This window comes from Sphingobium wenxiniae, from assembly GCF_007830065.1.
In the GTDB taxonomy this organism is placed as follows: domain Bacteria; phylum Pseudomonadota; class Alphaproteobacteria; order Sphingomonadales; family Sphingomonadaceae; genus Sphingobium; species Sphingobium wenxiniae.
The window spans coordinates 31219-53853 of record NZ_VLKK01000010.1 but is presented as its reverse complement, the minus strand read 5'-3'; the positions used below and the strand labels follow the sequence as shown (position 1 = coordinate 53853).

At 63.9% G+C, this 22635-nt stretch carries 25 protein-coding genes and 1 pseudogene; 9 read left to right on the top strand and 17 right to left on the bottom strand.

Annotated elements, in window-relative coordinates:
• Together IQ35_RS13710 and IQ35_RS13705 are read left to right on the top strand one after the other, a co-directional pair.
• Window positions 1–526 (top strand): Tn3 family transposase (locus IQ35_RS13710; protein ID WP_145074186.1); only part of this gene is annotated, 526 nt, incomplete at its 5' end.
• A gap of 69 nt (window positions 527–595) precedes the next feature.
• Window positions 596–3367, top strand: a pseudogene (locus IQ35_RS13705) (conjugal transfer protein TraG N-terminal domain-containing protein); the annotation flags it as partial.
• Window positions 3368–3371: 4 nt separating this feature from the next.
• Here IQ35_RS13705 and IQ35_RS21540 read toward each other — a convergent pair.
• Window positions 3372–3827 (bottom strand): hypothetical protein, encoded by a 456-nt coding sequence (locus tag IQ35_RS21540; RefSeq protein ID WP_092959891.1) that lies wholly within the window; start codon window positions 3825–3827, stop codon window positions 3372–3374.
• Here IQ35_RS21540 and IQ35_RS13695 point away from each other — a divergent pair.
• Both IQ35_RS13695 and IQ35_RS13690 read left to right on the top strand, forming a co-directional pair.
• Complete coding sequence (locus tag IQ35_RS13695; protein ID WP_092959892.1) at window positions 3826–4146, top strand: type II toxin-antitoxin system PrlF family antitoxin; 321 nt, start codon at window positions 3826–3828, stop codon at window positions 4144–4146. The genes IQ35_RS21540 and IQ35_RS13695 overlap by 2 nt on opposite strands.
• Window positions 4143–4625, top strand: a complete 483-nt coding sequence (locus tag IQ35_RS13690; RefSeq protein WP_376699488.1) for a type II toxin-antitoxin system YhaV family toxin — start codon at window positions 4143–4145, stop codon at window positions 4623–4625. The genes IQ35_RS13695 and IQ35_RS13690 overlap by 4 nt, the downstream gene beginning before the upstream one ends.
• A 10-nt stretch (window positions 4626–4635) precedes the next feature.
• On the opposite strand, the gene IQ35_RS13685 is transcribed toward IQ35_RS13690, so the two are convergent.
• The 7 genes from IQ35_RS13685 to IQ35_RS13655 all read right to left on the bottom strand — a co-directional run bounded on the left by IQ35_RS13685 (window position 4636) and on the right by IQ35_RS13655 (window position 12126).
• The gene (locus tag IQ35_RS13685) at window positions 4636–4857 is read right to left on the bottom strand and encodes a DUF5818 domain-containing protein (RefSeq protein ID WP_092959894.1); all 222 of its coding nucleotides are present in this window, start codon (window positions 4855–4857) and stop codon (window positions 4636–4638) included.
• A gap of 60 nt (window positions 4858–4917) precedes the next feature.
• Window positions 4918–5904: a sigma factor-like helix-turn-helix DNA-binding protein gene (locus IQ35_RS13680; RefSeq protein WP_199739956.1), complete on the bottom strand. Its 987-nt coding sequence runs from the start codon at window positions 5902–5904 to the stop codon at window positions 4918–4920.
• A 119-nt stretch (window positions 5905–6023) separates the two neighbouring features.
• Window positions 6024–6227 (bottom strand): hypothetical protein, encoded by a 204-nt coding sequence (locus IQ35_RS13675; protein ID WP_092959898.1) that lies wholly within the window; start codon window positions 6225–6227, stop codon window positions 6024–6026.
• Window positions 6217–6465, bottom strand: a complete 249-nt coding sequence (locus IQ35_RS13670; protein ID WP_092959900.1) for a hypothetical protein — start codon at window positions 6463–6465, stop codon at window positions 6217–6219. Before IQ35_RS13670 ends, IQ35_RS13675 begins: the two co-directional genes overlap by 11 nt.
• Window positions 6462–9503 (bottom strand): MobF family relaxase, encoded by a 3042-nt coding sequence (gene mobF / locus IQ35_RS13665; protein WP_092959902.1) that lies wholly within the window; start codon window positions 9501–9503, stop codon window positions 6462–6464. Before mobF ends, IQ35_RS13670 begins: the two co-directional genes overlap by 4 nt.
• Window positions 9504–9506: 3 nt before the next feature.
• Window positions 9507–11849, bottom strand: a complete 2343-nt coding sequence (locus IQ35_RS13660) for a type IV secretion system DNA-binding domain-containing protein (protein ID WP_092959904.1) — start codon at window positions 11847–11849, stop codon at window positions 9507–9509.
• Entirely contained in the window at window positions 11836–12126 is a 291-nt protein-coding gene (locus IQ35_RS13655; RefSeq protein WP_037486438.1) for a ribbon-helix-helix protein, CopG family, read from the bottom strand. Before IQ35_RS13655 ends, IQ35_RS13660 begins: the two co-directional genes overlap by 14 nt.
• 473 nt (window positions 12127–12599) lie before the next feature.
• Here IQ35_RS13655 and IQ35_RS13650 point away from each other — a divergent pair, with 473 nt between their 5' ends.
• Window positions 12600–12827 carry a hypothetical protein gene (locus tag IQ35_RS13650; protein WP_092959906.1) on the top strand — a complete coding sequence of 76 codons (228 nt, stop codon included), beginning with the start codon at window positions 12600–12602 and terminating at the stop codon, window positions 12825–12827.
• 128 nt (window positions 12828–12955) lie between these two features.
• Here IQ35_RS13650 and IQ35_RS13645 read toward each other — a convergent pair whose 3' ends face one another.
• Window positions 12956–13267 (bottom strand): hypothetical protein, encoded by a 312-nt coding sequence (locus tag IQ35_RS13645; RefSeq protein ID WP_092959914.1) that lies wholly within the window; start codon window positions 13265–13267, stop codon window positions 12956–12958.
• A 472-nt stretch (window positions 13268–13739) separates the two neighbouring features.
• Window positions 13740–14795 carry a DUF2493 domain-containing protein gene (locus IQ35_RS13635; protein ID WP_175485399.1) on the bottom strand — a complete coding sequence of 352 codons (1056 nt, stop codon included), beginning with the start codon at window positions 14793–14795 and terminating at the stop codon, window positions 13740–13742.
• A gap of 520 nt (window positions 14796–15315) precedes the next feature.
• Between IQ35_RS13635 and IQ35_RS13630 the strand changes: the two genes are divergently transcribed.
• The 4 genes from IQ35_RS13630 to IQ35_RS13615 are packed head-to-tail and all read left to right on the top strand — an operon-like array spanning window position 15316 to window position 17559.
• Window positions 15316–15573 carry a hypothetical protein gene (locus IQ35_RS13630; RefSeq protein ID WP_092960018.1) on the top strand — a complete coding sequence of 86 codons (258 nt, stop codon included), beginning with the start codon at window positions 15316–15318 and terminating at the stop codon, window positions 15571–15573.
• Window positions 15574–15592: 19 nt separating this feature from the next.
• Window positions 15593–16201: a DUF6088 family protein gene (locus tag IQ35_RS13625; protein ID WP_092960016.1), complete on the top strand. Its 609-nt coding sequence runs from the start codon at window positions 15593–15595 to the stop codon at window positions 16199–16201.
• Window positions 16194–17240 (top strand): nucleotidyl transferase AbiEii/AbiGii toxin family protein, encoded by a 1047-nt coding sequence (locus tag IQ35_RS13620; RefSeq protein ID WP_092960014.1) that lies wholly within the window; start codon window positions 16194–16196, stop codon window positions 17238–17240. The genes IQ35_RS13625 and IQ35_RS13620 overlap by 8 nt, the downstream gene beginning before the upstream one ends.
• 49 nt (window positions 17241–17289) lie before the next feature.
• Window positions 17290–17559: a hypothetical protein gene (locus IQ35_RS13615; protein ID WP_092960012.1), complete on the top strand. Its 270-nt coding sequence runs from the start codon at window positions 17290–17292 to the stop codon at window positions 17557–17559.
• A gap of 56 nt (window positions 17560–17615) precedes the next feature.
• On the opposite strand, the gene IQ35_RS13610 is transcribed toward IQ35_RS13615, so the two are convergent.
• From IQ35_RS13610 to IQ35_RS13580, 7 genes are all read right to left on the bottom strand, one after another.
• Window positions 17616–18569 (bottom strand): nucleotidyl transferase AbiEii/AbiGii toxin family protein, encoded by a 954-nt coding sequence (locus tag IQ35_RS13610; protein WP_242003352.1) that lies wholly within the window; start codon window positions 18567–18569, stop codon window positions 17616–17618.
• Window positions 18538–19116, bottom strand: coding sequence for a hypothetical protein (locus IQ35_RS13605; protein ID WP_242003351.1), 579 nt, complete (start codon window positions 19114–19116; stop codon window positions 18538–18540). Before IQ35_RS13605 ends, IQ35_RS13610 begins: the two co-directional genes overlap by 32 nt.
• A 425-nt stretch (window positions 19117–19541) precedes the next feature.
• Window positions 19542–20084: an RES family NAD+ phosphorylase gene (locus IQ35_RS13600; protein ID WP_092960008.1), complete on the bottom strand. Its 543-nt coding sequence runs from the start codon at window positions 20082–20084 to the stop codon at window positions 19542–19544.
• A gap of 18 nt (window positions 20085–20102) precedes the next feature.
• Window positions 20103–20465: an antitoxin Xre/MbcA/ParS toxin-binding domain-containing protein gene (locus tag IQ35_RS13595; protein WP_006949410.1), complete on the bottom strand. Its 363-nt coding sequence runs from the start codon at window positions 20463–20465 to the stop codon at window positions 20103–20105.
• An 87-nt stretch (window positions 20466–20552) separates the two neighbouring features.
• Window positions 20553–21029, bottom strand: a complete 477-nt coding sequence (locus tag IQ35_RS13590) for a Ros/MucR family transcriptional regulator (protein ID WP_092960006.1) — start codon at window positions 21027–21029, stop codon at window positions 20553–20555.
• Between the two features lie 117 nt (window positions 21030–21146).
• On the bottom strand, window positions 21147–21704 hold the full coding sequence (locus tag IQ35_RS13585) for a hypothetical protein (protein WP_011608057.1): 558 nt from the start codon (window positions 21702–21704) through the stop codon (window positions 21147–21149).
• A gap of 501 nt (window positions 21705–22205) precedes the next feature.
• Complete coding sequence (locus IQ35_RS13580; RefSeq protein WP_006949404.1) at window positions 22206–22541, bottom strand: single-stranded DNA-binding protein; 336 nt, start codon at window positions 22539–22541, stop codon at window positions 22206–22208.
• Window positions 22542–22635 lie beyond the last annotated feature (94 nt).

Genomic DNA, 22635 nt, shown 5'->3' with positions numbered 1-22635 from the left:
TTGGGATGAACTGCTGCGGTTCGCCACATCGATACGCACCGGCACCGCCACCGCTTCGGCGATGCTTCGCCGCCTGTCCGCCTATCCGCGACAGAACGGACTGGCCCTCGCGATGCGCGAGCTGGGCCGCCTCGAACGCTCGATCTTCATGCTCGACTGGCTGCGCGACATTGATCTGCGCCGGCGTACCCAGGCGGGCCTCAACAAGGGCGAGGCCCGCAACGCGCTCGCACGCGCGCTCTTCTTCAACCAGCTCGGCGAATTGCGTGATCGGCGGTTCGAGAACCAGACCTATCGCGCCTCCGGCCTCAACCTGCTCGTCGCCGCCATCATCCTGTGGAACACCCGCTATCTCGAAGTGGCGCTGGCTGATATCGGCACGCCCGACGAAATCGCACGTCACGTCGCGCCATTGGGCTGGGAACATATCTCGCTCACCGGCGACTATAGCTGGAATGTTGAAGATCGGCCCGATCCGGATGTCCTGCGGCCACTGCGCGCCATCAGTTCGTTGCTCGCCGCGTAACGTTCACCATACGTTCGCGCTTAGCGTGCGGATGCGTCACTTTCGTGTAGTCACCCCTCGTTCACCAGCCAGGTGAGCGACTATTTCACCCGCACGGCCGAGACGGTCTTCGTCATGCCCGCCGCTCTCAATTATTCGAACGGCGGCTTCGTCTACGGCGCGCGGATGTGGGACAAGGTGCGCGGCTTCGAGATCCGCAATCCCGTCTTCAAGGCCAACCTCGACGGCTACCTCAAGCAGTGCGCCTATTACGACATTCTCTTGGGCACAAAGAGTCTGAAGCTGCTCAGCGAATCCACCGATCTGTGGGCCGACCTTGGGGCGGGTGCCGCGACCAACCGCGGCATGAAGTACCTGACCGATACCGGCGCCGGCTCGGTCGACATCGAGGGCAAGACCTGTGCCGAGGCCTGGGCGCTGATCGACGGGCAATGGGAAGCCGAGATCAATGCCTATGCGCTGCCCTTTGCCCACACCATGTACCCCAAGCTCAGCCAGGCCGCCGCGGGGGCCAAGCTCGCCGCCGACGTGCCGCTCATCTCGCAGCTCCTCACCGGCGCCGCCATGCCGCGCAACCAGTTCCTGAAACAGAAGAGCGTGGTCGATGCATTCGAGGCCGCACAGCTCGACTTTGGCAATGCCGACAGCGATTCCTTCGCTCTCCAGCGCGCCGATGCCCAGACCCGCAACGCCATGACCACCACGGCCGAGCAGGGGCTGATCTGGATTCCGGTGCTGAACGTCGTGCTGACGGTCGTGTTCTATGCGCTCTTTCCGATCGTCTTTCCGCTGCTGCTGTTCCCGAAAAGCGGCATTGCGACGCTCAAGGGCTACTTCGCCGGGTTCTTCTACCTCGCCGCCTGGGGACCGATCTACGTCCTCATCCACATGTTCATCATGGACCGGCTGACCGCTCAGACCAATGCGGCGGCGCCGGGCGGGATTGCGCTTGCCAACTGGGCGGGGATCGACGCGGTCAACCAGGACATCGCGACGATGGCCGGGTTCCTGATGATGTCGGTGCCGGCACTTGCGCTGATGGTTATGCGCGGCACCATGTCGGTTGCCTCGAACATGGGCTCGATGCTGAGCGCGCCGCAAGGGGCGGCCGATGCTGCCGCGCTCGAGCGGACCACCGGCAACTACACATTCGGCGATGTCAGCCATGGCAACTTCAACGCCAACAACCGCCAGATGGCGCAGTGGAACCAGGCCCCCAATCTGGCTGTGGGCGCAAGCCACATGGGCCTCAGAAACGACGATGGCGCGATGGTCCATGCCTATGGCAGCGGCGCGCGGGTGATCGACACCAGCGGGGCAATCTCGCAGTTGCCGTTCAAGGCCTCGATGACGCGCGGCTATGCCAGCGATTTGCGCAATCAGGGCCAGTGGTACCTCAATGAGGCCGACCGGATCGAGAACGGCACCTCGGCGAGCTGGAGCAGCACGCGCGGGACCTTCGGCAGCGCAGTCGCCGCCAGCAGCCAGGTGACCGGAAGCCGCAGCGAACGCGGATCGCGCGCGTCCGACACCCACAATGTCGGCGGCAACGTCATGGTCGAAGGCTCGGCGGGCAAGTCGACACGCGAGGTGACCAACGACGATCTGATCCTGCGGCAGGGCAATAGCCGTTCTTATTCGGACTTTGAAAGTCGTACTTTTGGTTACTCTCTTGGCCTTGGTGCGCGCTTGGGCGCCTCCTCTCCGGGAGCAGGCGGGGGCGATGAGACCACGCCTAACGCAAGTGGGAAAGGGGAAGGCGCCTCTCGTTCCAAAGGCGCTGGCCTCTCGGGCTCGCTCGGCATCAATGGATACGGAAGAAAGGAATGGGGCGAAGATTCGCGAGTTAGCAGCGAACGCTCCGCGACGAACCAAGTCACCCGCGGCACCGACAAGTCCGAGGATGTCAGCAGCCGCGTCGTCGTCAGCGGCAACAGCGGCGACGTCCAGTCTTCGGGCACGTTCAGCCAGAACTCCGACTATACCGATGCCAGCCAGAGCCGGACCAGCAGCGAGGGCACCGACTGGCGGGTGTCCGAAGCAGACGAACGGCGCGCGGCTGCGGCGCGCTACCGCGAGATCGGCAGCCGAATGATGAACGAAGCGAGCTATGCCGAGAGCCACGGGTTCCAGGTCTCCAGCGACATGTCGAACCTGATCCAGGATCGTTACGAGGCGCTACAGCGCGAGCATCCCGAGTGGCACCTGCCAGACATTGCCAACCCGCGGCTCGATTACCGCGACATGGCACGGCGCGATCAGGCGATCAGCTACATCATGGATGACCTGCTGAGCGACCTCAGGAACCGCCGGATCGACGAACTGGAAGACGTGGCGGCGATCGCCGGGCAGGGCAAGCTTGGCAGCAATGCCGACCTCGGTATGCCGCAAGGCGCATCGCTCCCGTCCGCCGATAGCTCGCCGTCGCTAGTCGCTTCGCCGCTCGAAGGTGGCACGCTGCTCGCGGCACCCAATGGCCCGGTCGACGGCGCCAGATTGGCGCGCGAGCTGGGTATGGGCGTCAAATCCGGGGCGCGGCTCGGCCGAATGGATGGCGATCTGGTACCGGCTATGGGCGTGGTCGCCGAAGAGGCGAAGGCACTCGGGCTGCCGCGCCCGGTAGTCACATCCGGAAATGACAGCACCCAGCATGTTTCTGGCTCGGCGCACTACGACAATCGGGCGCTCGATTTCCGCGGAAACAACATCTCCGACCAACAAGGAGAACAGTGGGCGGAACGCGTGCGCGAGCGCCTGGGCCCGAATTATGCGGTCGATTTTGAAAGGTTCCCGGATGCGCCAGGCAAAGACCATTTACATGTGGCGAAGCGAAAGAATTAGCTGACTACCCCAGCAGTTTTCCTTCAATCACAAAAAACGCCAAAAAGGCGATCGCCAAGACGACGAACGCAATCGAATATGGCTCGAGAGCAAATTCTCCGTGGGCCGGGGAGGTGTCAGGAGCCGACAAGCGCTCACCAGTCACAGGGTCGCAATCGATGCCTTTCACATTGATCGGCAAGCCATCCAGTCCGTAACGATTGTGGTCCATGGCGAGGCTCCTTGCGCTGGCAGGATCATATCCGGCTCTCGCCGGATTTTCAATGATCTGCCAGGAAAAGGGAAAGCCCCCCGCACCCATTTCGAACCTCCGTACTCCCAGGCGCAAAGCGCCGATCACCTCGGCCCCCATCGGCGGAGATGCGGAGAACAAATACAGAGAGTCCGGTCGATCCCAGGTAGGAACCTTGACAAGGTAAGAATTATTCCTTACCTCAATCCCCGACATGGAGAGCATCATGGCGATCTCACTCGAAGAAATCAGCACCATCACCGCCAAGGGTCAAACGACGATCCCCAAGGCTGTGCGTCAGGCGCTTGGCGTCGACTACGGCGGCCGCATTGCCTTTCGCGTGAGCGATGGGGGGGTCACCGTCTGCCGTGCCGACGACGAAGATCCGGCAATCGACAGCTTCCTGAGTTTCCTCGCGGCCGATCTGAAGCGTCATCCCGAGGCCGTGAAGGCGCTTGGCCCCGAATTGGCCGCGCGCATCACGGCGCTCACGGCCGATGTTCCGGTCGATCTCGATGACGCGATCGATGGCGACGTCGCCCTTTGAAGAAGAAGCCCATTCCTGAAGGGCTGACGGTCAACGGATGGACGCTTTACGCTCATCCGCTTTTTCTCGAACAGCTTGAGAAGCTGACGCTTGCGGTTGAACGCGCCCGCGAGAAGGATCCGGGTGGATACGCGTCGACTGCCAACGCCAAACTTCTGGCAGCGCTCCGCAAGCTCATGTTCGAGGTGATCCCCATCGATCCCGCTCGTCCCGAATTCCGCCAGGTCGGGACGCTGGGTCCGGCGCGCAAGCACTGGTTTCGGGCAAAGTTCGGCAATGGCCGCTTCCGCCTGTTCTTCCGCTATTCGACCGCAGCGAAGATCATTATCCTGGCCTGGGTCAACGACAGCGACACGCTTCGCACCTATGGCGCGAAGACCGATGCCTATGCCGTGTTCAAGACCATGCTCGACAAGGGCAACCCGCCCGAGGATTGGAATGCCCTGCTGAAGGCGAGCCAGTCGCTTGCGGAGAAATGATCAGGACCGCTCAGGCACCATCCCTGACGTCAACGTACTCGGCCTCGATCCGGTCGACCTCGACGATACGGCCGCGCACGCGAACGCGCCCGCTCAAGCCGACCGCGACGGCTTCATCGACAAAGCCGAGCCGCCAGCACATCCCGTCATCGTCGCGCAGGATCAGCCCGCGCGCACCCGGTTCGATGGTGCCGACGAATGTGCTTGCAGAGAGGCGGCCGGGCTGGATCATGGAATCACCTTGGCATCCTGATAGCGGGCGGGGGTGTTTGTGGCGAGATCGGGATGCAAGTCATGCCGGCAATGGCTGTCCTTTTCGCCATGACAGCAGCCGGTTCGGCAAGTGCAAGGCGCCGATGATGATGAACAGCCCCATGAATACCGATATTTTCAGGGGCATCTCCCCACGAAATCGGGGCGGTGTCGACGCAGACATATCGAGCAGAAACTGGTAAAGTTCAGGCGAGCGAGAACCATAGACGGCAAGGCCGAGGCAAGCGCCAAGCATCAAGGTGCGCACTGCCGCCGCGCGGCCGCCAACGATGGCGTCACCCTCCCGGATTGCAGTCCACCCCTGACAAAAAACCGCCGCGCCGCAGATGCAGTTCAGACCGCAGGCCAAGAGCGCAGGACCTGGACCGAGATGACGCCCCAAATGGAAGCCAACCGTCTGGTCAAAGGTCACCGCGAACAGGAACATGCCGATCAGCAATGTCAGGATCCCCCCCGATATGCCATTTTCGCGGCCAGGGTCAGCGCCATGCCGGACTGGTACTGGTCTTGCCACGGTGGCAGTGGGCACAGTCTTGGCGCGCCGCACCACTGGACCTGGTCCTGGGGCTCGTGCAGGCGAAGCCTTGACGCTCTTGGACCCGGTTGCCTGGGCGGCCGCCGGCAGCGATGTGGGCTTGGGATCCATTGGCAATGGGCCATAACGCTTGCGAAACTGATGACGCAGTCGGCGCAATGCCTTCATCTCAATCTGGCGGATTCGCTGGGGGTTTACTCCAAACTCCTCGCCAATTTGCTGCAAGGTCCATTCGCCGTGACCGCCAAGTCCGAAGCGCAACCGTATGACACGCTCCTCGCGCGCAGAGAGGCAGGACAAGGCCGCGGTCAGCACATTGATATCGCCGATGAGGTCGATTGATCGCGGCTCGCTGGTTGCCTGCATGGCTTCGGCCATGTCCACCCGCTCTGGCGCATCAAGCATGTCGCGCGGCGCTGCTCCGCTGCGAGCGCACAGCAGGTCAGCGTCCTCCACCGCGCTTGCCAGCAATGTCCGGCTGCAAGACTGGCGCGGCCCGGTGGGAGGCGTCCCGGGCCGCGCCTTCCGTCCGGATGTGCGCTGCGCACCCGGGGGAAGCGATTGGGTTCTGGCCGGTTCCGCTGTCGGCATCAGAAAAAGCCGGTCCGGCGGCCGTAGGAGAGGTCGCTGGTTGCAGAATCCCCGAGCGCCGACCGGCGCACACTCAGGGTCACGCCGCGCCCGCGCACCGCGCGCAGATGCAGGTCGCGAACATCGATGCCATTGCGCTCGGCCCAGTCCTGAGCGTCGCGTGCATTGGCAAAGTCGCCGATTTCCTGATGGTCATAGGACATGGCTCTCGTCCTCCCTGGTTGTGGGTGATGCATCTCGCAGGCTCGGGGCAGGGGCCGCAGGGCAAAGCGCAACGAAGGCCGCAGCGAGCGCCACGGCCGCCATGGCGGCAAGCGCCAGTCTCTCGACCTCGCGATCGGCGACAACACTGGCGAGCACCGCCAGCCAGACCAGCGCCGCCTGGCAGCCATCGAACAGGCGTGTGCGCCGCTCGCGCGAAAACAAATGCAGGGGCCTCACAGGTCGAGCCCCAACGATTTTTCCGGGACAGGGAGTTGTCGCACCGTTGCTGCAACCGGACCGAGAACAGCATCGAGCTTCGCCTTCAGTTCCGGGCTCATCCTGAGTTCGGGGAGCTGGCGAGGCTCGATCGGGTTCGCGGGCCGCGCGTCAACCTCGAGTCTGCCGACCGTCTCGAGCGCCGAGGTCTTGTTGCCCGGCGTCCGGTCGAGCTGAAACTTGAGCGCCTCGAGGTCGTTGGTCACGACCCGCATGTCGTCGGTCGCGCGGGTATTGAGAACGTTCTGGGTGCGCTGGGTGGCGAGGTTGCGCTGCCGTGAAGAGATCACCTCGATCGCCTGGGCCTGGGTCATGCCCTGCGCCATGTGCGCGTTGAGCGCATAGCCCAGGTCAAGCCGCCGCAGCATCGGATCGCTGGAGGGCAGGGTGATCTGCCGCTTGTCGGCAAGCTCGAGCGTCACGGCTTGCCCAGTTGCCGAGACGACCGTCGCATAGGTCGACTTGGCGATGTCACGGGCGGCATCCTTTTCGCGCCAGAACACCGTCTCGCCGCCATGGAGGGTAATGTCCTTGCGGTCGTAGAGCCCGATCCGGTCGAAACGGTGCTGCGGATCGATCCTGTCGGGGTCGATGACCTTGCGCTTGCCCTCGCGCTCCAGCGTCACCTTGCCGTCGCGGCCGATCGCCACCACGTCATACTCGCCGCGCTTCAGCCCCAGTTCGCGCACGTCCATCCGCGCTTCGAGCACCTGGCCGGGCCGGTAGGTCGAGGCGAAGCGCATCTCCTCGCGGGTGGCGTTGGCGCTCTGCAGGGTCGAGAAGGGGACGCCGGGACCGGTGAGGGTGCCCTCCTTGAGCAGGCCCTGCTGGACGAGGCCGTTGATCCGGGTGCGGTCGTCGCGGCCGGCCGTAAATATCGCCGTGCGCGCGCGCTCCTCTGCGGCAAGCGACAACCAGAGGTCGGCGGCGGCGGCAATATGGTCGGCCTTGTCCTCGATCACCCGGCCGTGCACCGCCAGGAGATCGAGCGCCAGGCCGGCATGGCCTTCATTCGACAGACCGGCCACCGCGAGCAGCAGCGGCGAGCCCTTCTGGCGGATGTTCTCGTCCATCCTGACCGTCGCCTGCCCCGCGGCCTGCGACACCGCGAACATCTTGCCCTGCTCGATCGCCGAGAGCTGCTGGCGGTCGCCCATGAAGGGTGCCTTGGCGAGGTCGAGACGCTCGGCGATCATGGTCAGGCTCGCCATGTCGCGCGAGGAGACCATCGAACTTTCGTCGGTGATGATGACCGTGTTCTGGAGTGCGGTGCGCGCGGTCTCGAACCGTTCGCCCTGGCCTTGCGCGGCGGGCCCGGCATAGCGGTTGACGAAGCTGGCAATCGTCCAGGCTTCGATCCCGGCCTCGCGCATCTGCTCGGCAGTCATCGCGCCCGAGCCTCCGCCGCGCAGGTCGGCGACCATCTTGTTCTGGAAAGCGAGGCCAACGAGCTTGATCCCGTCGGCGGCCAGCACCTTGTCAAGCGCACCCAGCAGCGTCGACTTGCCCGCGCCCGCCACGCCCTGGATGTTGAGGAAGCGGTCCTTGCCTGAGAGCACGGCCACGCCTGCGGCTAGCTGTCCGGCATTGAGCTGCCAGCCATCGCTGCCGACGCGCTCGATCCCGAGTTCGCGTGCCGCCGCCTGAAGCCGCGCCATGGCGACGTCAGGCGCCATGAACACCCGGCCCTTGCCGGCACCGGCATCGATGCGGTCCAGTATCTGCTGCTCTCGGGCAAGTGCCGCGGGCGTGGTCACGAGATCGTAATGCCCATCGAGCCGGTCTGACTTGCCAGGGATCAGATGCCCCTCACGGATCAGTTCGCCGATCCGCAGGGCGACAGCGCCTCCTTCGAGACCCTTGATCTGGAAGCCGAGCGCGGCGCTCAGGATCGCCTGCGGGCTGAAGGCGGCCTCGCGCTCCGAGAGGTGCCGGATGGCCGAGGCCGTGGCATGCTGGGCCTTGATCGTCTCGGCGGAAAGGAAGAGTGCGGCCGGGCCGCTGACCGCGAGCGCACTTGGCGGCCGCATGGCAGCGCTGATCCGTTCGGCGACTTCAGCAAAGGCCTGGCTCGCCGTTTCGCGCAACGTCGGGCGAGCCTGATGGGCGGCCCGCGCCATGGCCTCGGAGATGAGGGGTTTGCCATCAAATCCCAGTTCGGCGGCGCGGGTCTTCCAGCCTTCGGCCAGCGCGGCCCGATCCTCCACTGCGAGCTTGGGGTCACGGGTGTAAAGGGTGATCTGCTTCTTGGTGGCGAGGCGGGTCGCGCCGGTCTCGGCGATCTTGGCCTCTATCTCGTTTGCACGGGTCGAAAACGCCTTGATCACAGCCGTGGGCACGCCCTTGATCTCGAATGCACCATGTTTGCCGGATGCCTCGGTCTCATAACCGAGCTTCTGGAGCTGGGCGCGGAAGGCGGCGTGATAGAACTGGCCGATTGTCGTGTTGTTTTTCCAGATCTCGCCGTTCCACAGCGCCTTCCAGTTGCCCTTGAGGTCGCGGGTCAGATTGGCGACGACGGCGTGAACATGCCCCTGGGGATCGAGCGCGCGGCTCGTGTCGTGGGCAAACAGGGCATAGACGAGGTTGCCGGTCTTCTCAGGCTCGCCGCTGCGACTGCGCTCGTAATTGCGGCCTTCGGCATACTGCTTCTCGACGAGCTGCGACATGGTCGAGCGCACGGCCGCCATGTGGGCATCCAGGATCCGCCGGTCGCCCGACACCAGAGCCAGGATCGAGGCCGATTTGGGCATGGAAAAGGTGAGATCGAGACCCAGCCTGCGCCCCTCGACCTGTCCCACCTTGTCCCCGTCGGGCAGATGGCCGTTGAGAATGGCTTCAAACGCATCGCGCCCGACCGTTCCCTCGAGCCCGAGTGCGCGCGCACCCTCGCCAGCCCAGACCCCCGCTTCCGCGCTCTCTTGTGCCGTGTAGTAGTTGTCGTTCGCGAAATAGTCGGCAGCACCGCCGGACGAACGAACCGCTGCGATGGAATGCATGGCCTAGATCTCCATGCCGTCGTCAGGCGCGATCTCGGGTTCATCGGTGCCTTTAGGCCCGCCCGCGGATCGCTCGATCCGGGTTTCCGGTTCAAGGGCTTCACCCAGCTCGCGCGCGTTCTGGTTCGCGCGCTGTCCGGCCGCTTTGGCAGCTGACTGTGTGATTGCTTTTGCCTCGCTGGGCGCATGGCGGGAATGGGTATCGGCGACAGGCGAGGCACCGCCCGCTCGGAACGACATTGTCGCTGCGATACGGACCGCGGGCGCGCCGCTCTCGGCGCCGACCTGCGGCGGTAGAGGCTCTGCCTCATCTTGCCCCGGCGCCGCCGCGGCGGGCCTTGCCTGTTTCTCATCGGGCTCGATCAGATTTGCAGGTTGGAGCTCATCCCTGGTCTCCCGGCCACCCTTGTCTTCCGCATCGTCAGCCTCGCCGCCAGCGACATTCGAGAACTCGATCGGCTCGACATTCTCGCGCAGGACATAGCCATCGGCGACCTTGGGATAGTCCTTCCAGGCGAGCTTGATCCGAGCGGCGTCGAAGCCTTCGGGGAACACCACGAAGCCGCGCAGCGAGGGCAGCTTCATGATGTCGTCGGGGAGCACCAGGGGCTGGACTTCGGAGCGCGGAGTGATCGTCGCGGCGTCGCGGATGTTGGAATAGCCGTAACTATAGGCTTCATCCATCATTCGCACTTCGCGGTGGCCAATGTAGTCCGAGCAATGCTCGGCGGTGTCACGGTCGGCCGCGGCCAGAATGAGCTTGGTGCGCGCCAGCGAGGCAAGGTTCTGCGCGCCTTCCTTGCCGTAAGTCTCCGAGAGCTTGGCGAACGAATGGATGCCGAGCACGAAGGCGCCGCCGAAACCTCGCGCGGTCTGCAAACCGTCCTCGATTGCCGGCAGGCGGTGGAGCGCATGCACCTCGTCGAAGAAGAACCAGGTGCGCAGGTCCCGCGTGCGCGGCAGGCGCATCAGGGTATGAACTGCAAGGTTCATCCACAGCGACAGCAGCGCCCGGTTGAGCACCAGTTCGTTGTGCGAGGAGGTGATGAACAGTATCGAACCCGGCTTGTCGTTCGAGCGGACCCAGTCGCAGATCGAAAACGGCGCTTTGCCTTCAGGGAGGAAGCGAAGGGCCTGCGCGTTGGTGTTGAACACGGCCCGGATCGATTCCGCCATCTTGGCCGCCTCGGGCGCGGTCAGCGGGTCGGCGACGGTGTTCTCGAGCATCTTGTGGACCGCCTTGAGGTCGGCCATCATCAGGCGGCTTGCGAGCGCCTGGTTGGTCGCCTGCCCTTCCTTGATGAGCTTGATGCAGGACTCGACGAAGAGCGTGCGCGCAGCGAGCATCCAGAAGGGTTCCGCGCCGCCGCCATCGGCGGGCAGCAGCGCGGCGGCGATGCCGGTAAAATCGGCGTGGTTCTTCGCTTCTGCGAACACCGACCACGACGGACAGCGCTCGTCCATCGGGTTGAGGATGATGTCGGTTTCCGGGTTGTAGAAGGCTTCGACGTAGGCGCCAGTGAGGTCGAAAACGACAGCCCGGTCGCGCCGCACCCGCATCTGCGCGATGAGTGCGCGCATCTGGGTTGTCTTGCCGGTACCGGTCGAGCCGATCATCATCGTGTGCGACTGTTCGGTGCGCCAAGGGAAGGGGATACCGGCCATCGAATAGACATGATGGATACCCGCCGCCTTGCGGTCTTCGAGGCTCATTGCCATGACCTGATCGAAGCTCTTGCCGGGCAGTTTCTCGGTGATCTCCTGGTCCAGCAGCGCGCGATTGTGGGCGTTGATGACACTGGCGAGCTCCACCCCATCAACCAGCATCGCGCCGCGTTGATGTCGCTCCTCGAGGATCGACTTGCCGCGCCGCTTCGAGAAATCGACGAACCAGACCGCGAGCGGGACGGCCACGAACAGCGAGATGAACAGCGAACCCCAAATGGCACGCATGAGCTTGTTCCAGGCGATCACCACATCAGGGTGCGAGGCGACCATCGAGATCGGCGCCGGGATCACTTCGCCCGATGGCACGGTGATGTTGATCACCTTGCTCGGCGAGAACTCCATGAAGGCCCAGCCTGCGGCATAGATCCGCATCAGGATCATCTCGATTTCGTGTTCGTGAAGCCGCAGTGCGAGGACCACCGAGAGCACGAACAGGAACGTGAAGAACCAGACCAGGAAGGGTAGCCGGGCCGAGGCAAACCACATCAGGAATTCATGCGTGATGAGCTGCGAGCCACGAGTGAAATCACCGGCATTGCGCGGCATGGTTCCGCGCGCCGAATGGTGCTGCAACTTGCCCGGTCGAGCGCGGTCCGACCAGGTGTCAGGCCCCGCCATGGAAGACCTCCATGCGCCGCTCGGCTTCGGTCAGGAGTTCATCGTGCACCTCGGGATATTCGCGCTGGACCATGAGGTCGAGCGCGAGGAAGGTATACTCGGCCGAGAATTGCCGCCTCCGGTCCTGTTCGGACGAACCGGAAAGGTCATCGAGGAAACGCTCGATGGCGATTCGCAGGAGCTTCGATCGGGAGATGTTGCGCGAGGCCGCAGCGGCATTGGCCGCCTCGGCAACCGATCCGGGAAGCCGGACCGAAATCAGGACTGTTTCTGTCATCACCAAACCCTTCAAAAAGGGCCCGGTGGGGATTGCGCCTGAATGTTTTAGGCCATCGTCGATGGCTTGGCAAGGGAAGGGGAGGCCGGCGCCTGCCGTATTCGTATGTATTACGCTCTAAATGGCGCATTTGCGTTGTCTGCATTTGTGTTCAGCAATTTGCACACTTTGTGATACACAGAGACGATTGCTGTATACGCGCAAAATTCTGCCACTTCGCCTGACGGCCCTGCCGTGTACGGTCTGCAACTCTTCCCCTCAATCCGATGCCTTGTGTCTGGTGGGCGGTTGCTGGTCTTTGATGCGCATAGAGTCGAGCCTTGACCGCTTGTCCTGTAGCCAAGGAACGCCGCTGATTACAGGACGGGACGCACGATTTATTTTCAGGACTGGTGGCAAAGGGCTTGCCACTGACGGCGCTGCTTGGAATCCATGGGGCGGGAGGTTTCAGCGCCAACCCACGAGGTATCATCATGGCCAGGAAAGGAAGTCTTGAAGCGGAACGACAGGCGATCGCAAAGGAGCGGAGTGCGCTGGAAGCGCGCGAAGCGAAGCTGCGGGAAAGCGAGCAGGTTGCCATGGCCGAACTGCTGAGGAAGTCAGCACTCGGCAAGGCACCTTTCGAGCGGGTCGAAGCCTTCTTCGCCGCGCTCGGAAAACTGGGCCTGGAGGAAGCGGAGAAGCGCCTGCGGGCAAGCTGAAACCGGCCTCGAGAGAGGCCAGCGCAGCCGGGGCTCGATGCCTCGGCTGCGCTTATTTCGGGACACGCAAAAAAGGGGGCCGGAGAGCCCCTTGTCGGTGCCCTCCGGCGCAGCGGTCGATGATCATTTCAGAACGGGCAATCCGCATCCCAGTCGGGATCCATGACGACGCTCATGAAGCTCGCGGCGCGGGCGATGTTCGCTTCGTCAAAGTCGTCGGCCATCATGCCCGGGACGGAATGGACGATCCGGTCGATCAGGTCCTGGGGCAGGGCATTGTAGTCGCCCTCGTCGATGGCGAGAAAGCCGCCGAACTCGCCCTCGATGACGTGCTGGTCGAAGAAGCTGTGCTGGGCCCGGATAGTCGCGGCGCGCACTGCTGCGTCATAGCTGATGTGGTCGAAAGCCGGGATGTCGAGGGACTTGGTAAGAGCGTTCATGGGAAGCCTCCTGTCAAAGGAATTGAAGAGGCACCTCAAGGGATGGCCGAGCTTGGCCCGGGTCAGGAACGGGCCGCCCGCGGCCCGCCGCGCCAGCGGGGGTGGGGGAGCCGATTTTTTCGCCTTCTTCAGGCGCAAAAATTGGGGGAACCGCCCTTCTTGACGCGGGCCAATGGCGGCCATCATGCTTGGAATTCTGCGAGAGTTTTAACCCTTGGTTGGGCAGCACCCCCGGTGGTGCCAGGCACGGGTCTTGCTCGCCCGGTCGATGCGAAGCCTTCGCAGCGTTCCTGGTTGCCGCATCGCCAGTAGCGATGCTTAGGTGTCAGCAGGCCGTCGGGCCATTACTGGCGGGGGCAAGAAGCGAGCGAGCCGGGCCATGAATCTGTGCGTCCAGATCGACAAAAAAGAAGGGCATCCGGCGGAGAGGCCGGACACCCTTCATGCTTGATGCAATCGGAGCAACCCCCGCTCAGAATGGCGGGAGTTCATCGCCATTGGCGGTGCCACATGCCGTGCGCTTCATCGCAGGCCGCTCGGCTTGCGCTGCGGCTTTGGTCCGCGCTGCCGGAGCATCGTTGTGGACCGATGCGTCGCGCACGATGTGGAGGGGAATGCGTGCTTCACGCAGGCGATCGGCCAGGTTCGCCTGGATGCCGCCGCCGCTGCACACCACCGCCTCGACAGGCTTGAAGGCGAGCATGCGGGCGTTGCGCTGATAGGGCGCCGAAGGTCCCCGCGAGGTATCGGGCTTGCACAGGATCACCGGCACATTGTGGCGCGATGCCCAGGCCGCCGCGATCACGTCCGCACCTTTGTTCTGGGCGGTCGTTGCCAGCGCCATCGACGGGACCCGGGAATGGATTGCATCGAGATAGTCTTCAACCAGCGCAATGTCAGTGAACTGCTGCCCGCCCGAGAACACCACGACCGGACCCGATGGGGCATATTGTTCGCGCCGCTGCGCCTTCTGTGCCGCGAGATAGTCGCGTGCTTCGATCATCGAGGCATTGGTCTTCGACGAGACCCTGGACCCGCGCACCGGCGAGAACGGACGGCCGGTTTCCACGAGGTAGATCTTTGCTGCGTGGTCGCGCATGCATTCCATCGCATCGCGGCATTCGGCAAGGCTGCGGGCCTGCATGGTGAGGTCCTCAAGGTCGGTCGCGTAGACCTCGCTCGGATCGTACTCGCGCAGCTTCTCCTGAAGCCGGTTCGCCATCGCGTCTTCACGGTCATCGAGGCGCTTGGCCACGATATGAAAGCTGTTGGCCACGCCCCATGCGACTTCGCTGGCGAAGTCCTCCATCCGGGTGTCGCGGAACAGGTCGAAGACCGTTGCCAGCATCATCTCGATCGCCGCCTGAGCTACCTCGGGGTCGGGCATTTCGACAGCGCTCGGCTCATGCTCGATCGAGAGCTTGGCCAGCTCGGTCTGCTCCATGAATGCCCGGGCGTAGTCGGGCGTGGCGATTTCGCGCGCATAGTGTTCAGCAAGGTCGGCGAAGTTCGAGAAACGGTCCGTCATGATATCCTCCAAAAGGAATTTTCTCTCATCACACTGATGAAAGATGCCCATCGGAGGGACGCCGGAGTCAGGCAGTCAGGGACGGCGGCGCACACGCGCTGCCGCCGCGAATAGCGGGCGTGGGGGGAGCCGATTTTTGCTCGCAAGGCGCTAGCCACAGCAGGCCAAAATCGGGGGGCACCCGCGATCCTTGACGGCCGCCAATCTCCCAGGCGTCATGCTATGGCGATGCTGATTTCGCTCAGCCACCGAGATGAGAGATAGATTACGGTTTTGCCCCCGAACCCCATTTGGGCGTTCGGGGTTAACCGCAAAACGCCATGTCCTCTGCGCCCCGCTTGATTGCCGTGGCCGAAGGATGTCTGTGGGTTGTCGCGGGGCGCGCTGGCTGCGCCGTGGTCGGCGGAGCCCGCAACAAATGACGGAGCCCTTGCCAGAGCAAGTCAGTCGGCGCGTGGCCCGGTGCATCGCACGGGCGCGGGACGGCGACGGAGCCGGAGGCAAGAGTGCCGGCGGCCCAATGCAGGAAACCCCGCACCCGCAGGAGCGCGCCAGCAAGGCGCGCGGGACCGAGTGCGGCAATCTTGACGGGGCCGCTCCTTATTTTCGGACCTGCGATGTCTGGCACCCTGCTGATCGTCGTCATCACCGAATGCCGTCGCCGGTGATGGTGATGGTGGTGATGACCAACAGGCATGCGCTGACCATGATCATGATGACCATCGAAGGGCCTTTCGCGGTGGTATGGCTTGTTAGAAATATGTGTGCTAGTTTCTAACGAAAGGAGCATACGAATCATGTCCGCCATGGCCGACAAGATCATGAAGCGCGTTCGCGCGAAGGGGCGGGGGTGGGTATTCACCCCCAAGCATTTCATCGACTTCGGCACACGCGGCTCGGTCGATATGGCACTGTCGCGCCTGACGCAGAATGGAGAGATACGCCGGATCGGGCGCGGCCTCTACGACTATCCGCAGTTGCACGACAAGCTGGGCGCGCTGACACCAGATGCCGAGATGATCGCGCAGGCCGTATCGACGCAAAGCGGCGACCGGCTCGCGCCCTCGGCAGCAGCAGCGGCCAACAAGCTTGGCCTGTCGACACAAGTCCCTGCCAGGGCGAGCTATGCGACGACAGGACGAACCCGCGTGCGCCAGGCCGCTGGCCGAAGCGTCACGCTCAAGCACAGCCGCGCACCAGTGCTGGGCAATGCCTCTGAGGCTGCCAACGGCGTGGTCCAGTTCCTGGCCGGGCTCGGGCGAGACAAGGTCGATGCCGATGCGATTTCGCAGCTCGCCGCGCGGCTCGACGACAAGGACGTGCAGGCGCTGATCAAGGGCCGCGCGCAGATGCCGGGTTGGATGGGCGATGTCGTGCTGAAGATCGGGGCGGCGCACCATGGATGAATTTGCAAGGCGGCCTGCCGAAGATCGGCGGGCGTTCTTTGCCGAAGCAGCCGCACGCCGCGATCTCACGCCGCTCATCGTCGAGAAGGACTTCTGGGTGTGCTGGACCCTGCGCCGACTGATGGGCGTGCCCGAGTTGGCCAAGGTCCTGACCTTCAAGGGCGGGACCTCGCTCTCGAAAGCATTCGGGATCATCAAGCGATTTTCAGAGGACATCGATCTCACCATCAATCGCGCAGCGCCGTTGCTCGGCGAAGTCGCTTCGCCGATGGCGAGCGACATCAGCGGCAAGGAACGCGAACGGCGCGCCACGGCGCTCGGCGCTGCCGCGCAAGAATGGGTTGGGACGATCCTCCTGCCGGCACTCGCGCAAGCGATCGCGGAAGCCCTGGACACGCGTGATGGTTGGAGCATCGAGACGGATCCCGAAGACAAGGATCGGCAGACTGTCCTGTTCAACTACCCGGCATCCTCGGGCTACGGCTTCGACTATGGCAACGCTTATGGCGGGCGTACCGGCTACGTGCAGCCGCGGATCAAGCTCGAATTTGGGGCAAGGGGCGATCCCGAGCCATTCGAGCTACGGGACATCCTGCCCTATGTCGCCGAGGACTTTCCGGACGAAGTGCCCGATGCGGTGACCGCCGTGCCAACGCTTGCACTCGAAAGGACCTACTGGGAAAAGGCGACGATCCTGCATGCGCTGCACCACAGCGGCAAATTGCGGCCAGGTCTGTCGCGGCACTTCTATGATGTGTTCATGCTCGATGCTGCCGGCATCACGGAACGGGCGCTGGCCGAGCGTGTGCTTCTGGAGCACGTCGTCAGGAACAAGAGTCTGCTCTTCGCAGATTCCAAGGCCTCCTACGGAACGGCGCAGCTCGGCACACTGCGGCTTTCGGTCACTGACGCGATGCGCGAAGAACTTGCGGCGGATTACGCGGCCATGGCGGAAATGTTCATGGAGGAGCCCCCGGCTTTCGAAGAACTCGTGTCCCGCCTTGGGGATATCGAGCGGCGGATCAATGCGGTCGACTAGCCCTCACGGGCACCGGCAACGCAATAACAGAGGTCAGGAGACGCCTCGGATGGAATTCGACGACCAGATACGGCGCTTTTTCGGAACCGATGATCTCGGTGCGGTTTCGCCCGAAGGGCTTGCCAGCGGGATCGAGCGCATGCGGGTCGAGTTCGGGCTCGAGACCGACAAGGGACGCAGGTTCGCGATGTGGTCGCTGCTCTACATGCTCGGTTCCGCGCCGGACCTTGACGTTGCGTTCAAGGACCCTGCCGACCGCGAAGCGGCGCGGACATTCATGGACCTGCTCGATAAGGCAAATGCCCGGGAGGACGGCTAATTGCAGCCTGTCCAGAAAGGCCGTCACTCCCCAGCGTGCAACACATGGAGGTGTTGCTAGGCTACCTCGGGTGCAAGCATGGCGCAGAGCCTTTCGAGCGCCGCGAAAGCCTGCTCGAAATCGGGGATGTCGCCGGCCCCAGCGAAAGCCATGCTTTCGACAAATTGCCGGTACTCGGCGGGATATTCCGGATCGCGCTTCACGCGATCAAGCATCGTCATGAGCCGTTCTTGCGGCGGCAGGTCTTGCACCGCGCCCTGGCCGCGCATCGTGTCTGCGCGCAACGCTTCCAGCAGCAGCGCCGGAAAATCCGCGCTGGCGGTGGCGACAGCTTCAAGCGCTGAAAGATCGTGGAGATGGCGCACGATGGTGGGATCGTCGTCGGGGTGGCGGCGATCACGCGCGATCGAGCGCCAGGCAAAGGCGCTCAGCTTGTCCGCGGCGGTCTCGACCGGATCAACACAGAGGATGGCAGGCACCTCGGGTTCCGCGGCACGGAACTGCGCGACGAACGAGGCAATCGATCGAGAGACCGGCTGCAGGGCAGACGGCTTGGCAGACAGTTCGGCAAGGATGTGCGGGCGCAGCGCCGCATGTCCGCCGAGCTTGGTCGGGTAGCTCATTTCGAACTGCAGGAAGGAGTTGCCGCTGCGGGCCTCGACTTCCATATCCGTGAAGCCCAGCTCGGACCACAGCGCCGTCAGCCGGTCGCGATAGTCGCCAAGGCGCCGGCGCTGCTGATGGTGCGACAGGGCCAGGAATTCTTCCGACAGGCTCAGCTTGAAGTCGATGTCTTCGGAAAAGCGCTTGATCAGGCCGTGGCCCTTGAGCAGCGAGGTTCCTCCGGAAAACACAGGCGTGAAATCAGCGTCGCCGAGCGCCAGCAGCGCCCGGATCGCCTGGACGACATACCAGTCCTTTTCGACAAAGGCTTCGTCGACGGCGAGGGCACCCGCAACCCGGCCCAGCGTCCTACGGTCAGGCGGGTTGGAGAACGACATAATTGCCATCGTATCCGATCCGGCGACGGATCCGGGCATTGACCGTCAAGGTGCGCCCCGTGGGGACCTGGGTCGAGCGTCCGCTGTTATAGGCCTTGTCGAAGCTTGAGGGCTCGACCGACTTCCCGAGCCGCTTGATGGCTTCGCTCGCCAGCGTGCGAATGCCGACAACGGGCGCCGGCTTGCCGGTCAGCGGCGATGGCTCGGCTTTAGCGTAGAGGCCATAGCCGATCTGGACTAGGCGGCCGGCCTGGACCTGTTGACGCAGCGCGCGCCCGACACCGTCATAGCTTCCGAATTCGTCGAAATCGGCACGCAAGAACACGTTGCGCCGCGAGCGGCGGACCCGCTGCGCGATGAGGTCGGCAATCGACGAAGCCGAACGGGTCGCCGGACCGCCAGATTTGCGGTAACGGCCGCGGCCAACGCGCACCAGCTTGCGGGTCTCGACGAGCTGCTTGAGGGCGCGCCCGACCGAATCGTAGTCAGCCGCCAGCGCCAACGTGCCGCGATCGACGGTCGCATTCTCCGGGATGGAGTCCAGAATCTGGTTCACAAGGCTCGGCATCGTTCAACCAACATACGACGTTTACGGCATCCAGATAGGCCCAAGTCGTAAAGATTTCAAGCAATGCGTCCGCGCCAGCGGCGTGCGCAATCAGGAACGTTACCCTGCAATCAGGCCACTTTGACAAAATGCAGGGTAAATCTTGTCTCTTGGAGAGGCGGGCCCCATGCTCACCGTCTGGCTCTGCGTGGTGGCTCCGCACGAGGTATGGTCAGTTTTATCCCACAAACCGGCGAAAGGTGAAAATGTGGGATAATCCGCTACGAGCTAGCCCGGCAGTGACATCTCTACTTGGCGCGAAATTCAAGATTGATAATAATGATTATGTTAATAGCGACACCGCAACTGTCCATGTAAACTGTGTCCAGTGTGACCGGAAATCGGCGCATTTCCGGTCAGTCCAACCCGGATCATCATGGCGCGCCGCGCCACGATGACTGGTCGCGCGGCAGGCGCTGCTCATCATCGACGACTGCGAGGCGATGCGGCGCCTCGCGACACCACGACCACAGCACAAGGTTGCGGTCCTCGGGGGTCGCACGCGAGGCAAAGCTCGGCACGATGATGCCCGCGCAGCCGGCGGCGATCAGCCGGTCGGCAAGCTCCCAGGTCGGAACGGGCTTACGGTCGCCGGCAAGCCGCTCCCACGCGCAGCCCAGCTGCGCCAGGGTAACGTCGGCGCGCTCGCGCACCGCGGGATCGGTCAGGTCGAGCATATCGGTAAGTTCTGCGCGGTAGCTGCAGATGGTCAGCGGCTGCGCCTTGAAGGCAAAGCCTTGCTGGGCCTCCAGCCAGGCGGTCTCAAGGCTCAGCGCCGCGTAGAAACAGGCGGTACCGATGCGATTGAAGCGCCCACCGTGCAGCTTCGCGCCCTCGCCAGATTCTGGATCATAGGCCCAGGCCGGATGGTGGGCACGGTAGACAAGACCATCGAACCGGCTGAAGGACGGTGTCACCTTTAGGGTGCCTGCCGATCAGGCAAACCCGCCGGCGGCGATCCGGCCGAGATAGGCGCGGACCTTCTCGCCGAGGCCTTGGCGCACGAGCTCTTCGGCGGTGGCGTCACCGAACGAAGGCAGCGGCTGCGAGCGATACCAGGCATAGGCGGCCAGTTCGCTACCTGCCCAGGGGATGACCCGGTTGATGATTTCGCTCACCTCGCGCAGCCGCGCCTGGGTGACCACGCTTTGGCTGCGAGCAGCCTTGGAGACCGCATCGCGCGACAGCCCGGCCGCGAGCGCCAGCTCAGACTTGGTGATGTGCAAGGCCGCCGACAGCCGATCGGGCGAAACGCCCTTCTCGCCGGTGACTTCGCTCAGAAATGCCGCGCTTGCCATGTGCCTCACCAATTGCCGAATTACGAGGCAATATATGCGGCAAAGGGCGCGAACTGTCAAGGTCGGCCCGAGGACCGTGCCGCGAGCTTAGCCGAAGGCGACGCCGAGCTTCTTGCGTTTCGCCGGGGCAGGATCGGCCTTTGGTAAAGCCGTAGCTTTGGCTTTTGGGCTTTGGCCCGGCTTGCGGCCAAGGCCGATCCTGACCGCGAGCTCCTTGCGCTTGGCGGCATAGTCGGGCGCGACCATCGGGTAGTCGGCAGGCAGGCTCCACCGCGTACGGTACTCGGCGGGCGTCAGCCCGTGCTCGGTGCCGAGATGGCGCTTGAGCATCTTCATTTTCTCGCCGCATTCAAGACAAGTGACGGCGTCGGGCTTGACCGAGGCGCGCACCGAGACGGCAGGCTTCAGCTCTGCCACCGCCGGTTCCGGCGCCTGTCCAAGCGCGGCAAGCGAAGCGTAGACCGCCTGGATCAGGCCCGGCAGGTCCGCGGCTGCCACCGCATTGTTGCTGACATGGGCAGAAACGATATCGGCGGCATGATCCAGCAGTGCTTCGTTTTCCATGCGGGCGAGACCCTTTTCAATCCACGGATCGGGGGTTCCTAGGCGATAGTTCGCCACCACGCCAGAGGAGCGTCGACGCAGCGCGCGCGAGGCGTCGCTTGCCGCTCGACGAAGGATTCAGGCCGCGAAGAGTTCGCCCTGTGGGTTGGTAACACCCTGGCCCTGCCGCCGCTGCTGCGCGGGCTTGCGCAGCAGCGCTAGCACGCCCGGCTTGACCACATAGACCGCATGGCGTCCGCCGCCGCGGTTCTTGTGGTTGGTGGCGTAGCCCGCATAGTGCCGGGTCATCAGGCCGGCGCGGACCAGATCGGAGATCGCGCGGCTGACATTGGCGCGACCGACAGCCTGGACCTGCTCCTCGACCGCCGCGTCGATCCGCGCCGCATCGCGCATGGCGTCACCGGTGAGCCCGTCCTTCAGTGAAGCGGCCACGCGCGCGCGCAGCGCAGCGCGGCGGGCGGGCTGTTCGCTCATCGGCAAGAGCTGGGAACAGAGCCATTCGCGCAGGAGTACCGGCACGCCGCCTTGCGCCACGAACGGCCCGGCCTGCCCTCGCCCGTCGGCAATTTCTGCAACCAGCTGGAGGACGAGAAACGCGTAGCGCGGGCGGTTCGAGGCTTCGACCAGGACCGCGTAGATCCCACCGACGCCAGTGATTTCTTGGGCTCGTTCCATCGAACAGTATTGAGCACAAAAGGTGAATCCTGTGAATCCCCTTTGTGCCTTGCGCTGTCGTTTGTCGCCCGTGACACTTCGCCCAGCGGCGCCGCCGGACTTGCACGGCTAGTCGCGTCAAACCTTGTCTCTCGGCCAATCTAGGACCCAGGCTGGCAACATCGACGGGCCGCCCTCAGCGCTTGTCACGCGCGCCATGCAACATGACACTCCGCCCGAGGGCAAAGTGTCACAGATGCCATGCCTGGAGGGGCGCAAGCCCAGACCCGGCGGGCAAAAAAATGGGGCCAGCGTGAGCCAGCCCCTTGGAAAGTTTTGGGAGAGGATGCCTGAAAGGCACCCTCCATATGGGTTTGCACGCTCCATGCTGCAAGTGCGAAATAGACGCCGCGCGTTGCCTTTTTCGCAACCGGTGTTTCGCCCGTCGCAGCGTCTACATGAGTGATGGGGGGCTGGCCTCGGCCCAATGGGAGGCGGCAAGGCCGCCTCCCGGGCCCGACGTCAGAGGAAGAGGACTTCCTCGGCGACGATCTCGACCGCGTAGCGTTCGACGCCCTCGCGGTCGGTCCACTTCGAGTAGTGGAGGCGGCCCTGCACCTCGACCAGGTCGCCCTTCTTCTTGTGCTTGGCGACCGAGGTGCCGAGGCCGTTGAAGGCAGTGACCCGGTGGAATTCGGCGAGGGTTTCGGTGTAGCCGGCCTCGTTCTTGACCGTCTTGCCGTCGACCAGCTTGGGGCGGTCGGTGACGAGGGTGAAAGAGGTGATCGCGGTCTCGCCGGCGTGGCGGGTTTCGGGAGCAGCAGCGATGCGGCCGATTAGGATGACGAGGTTCTTCATGGGGTATTCTCCGTGGCTTGAACTCGGCGGAACCGCCCGCCGATGAACACCACAGGCAGGGCCAAAGGCCCGGGCCCGCACCGAACGCATGTGA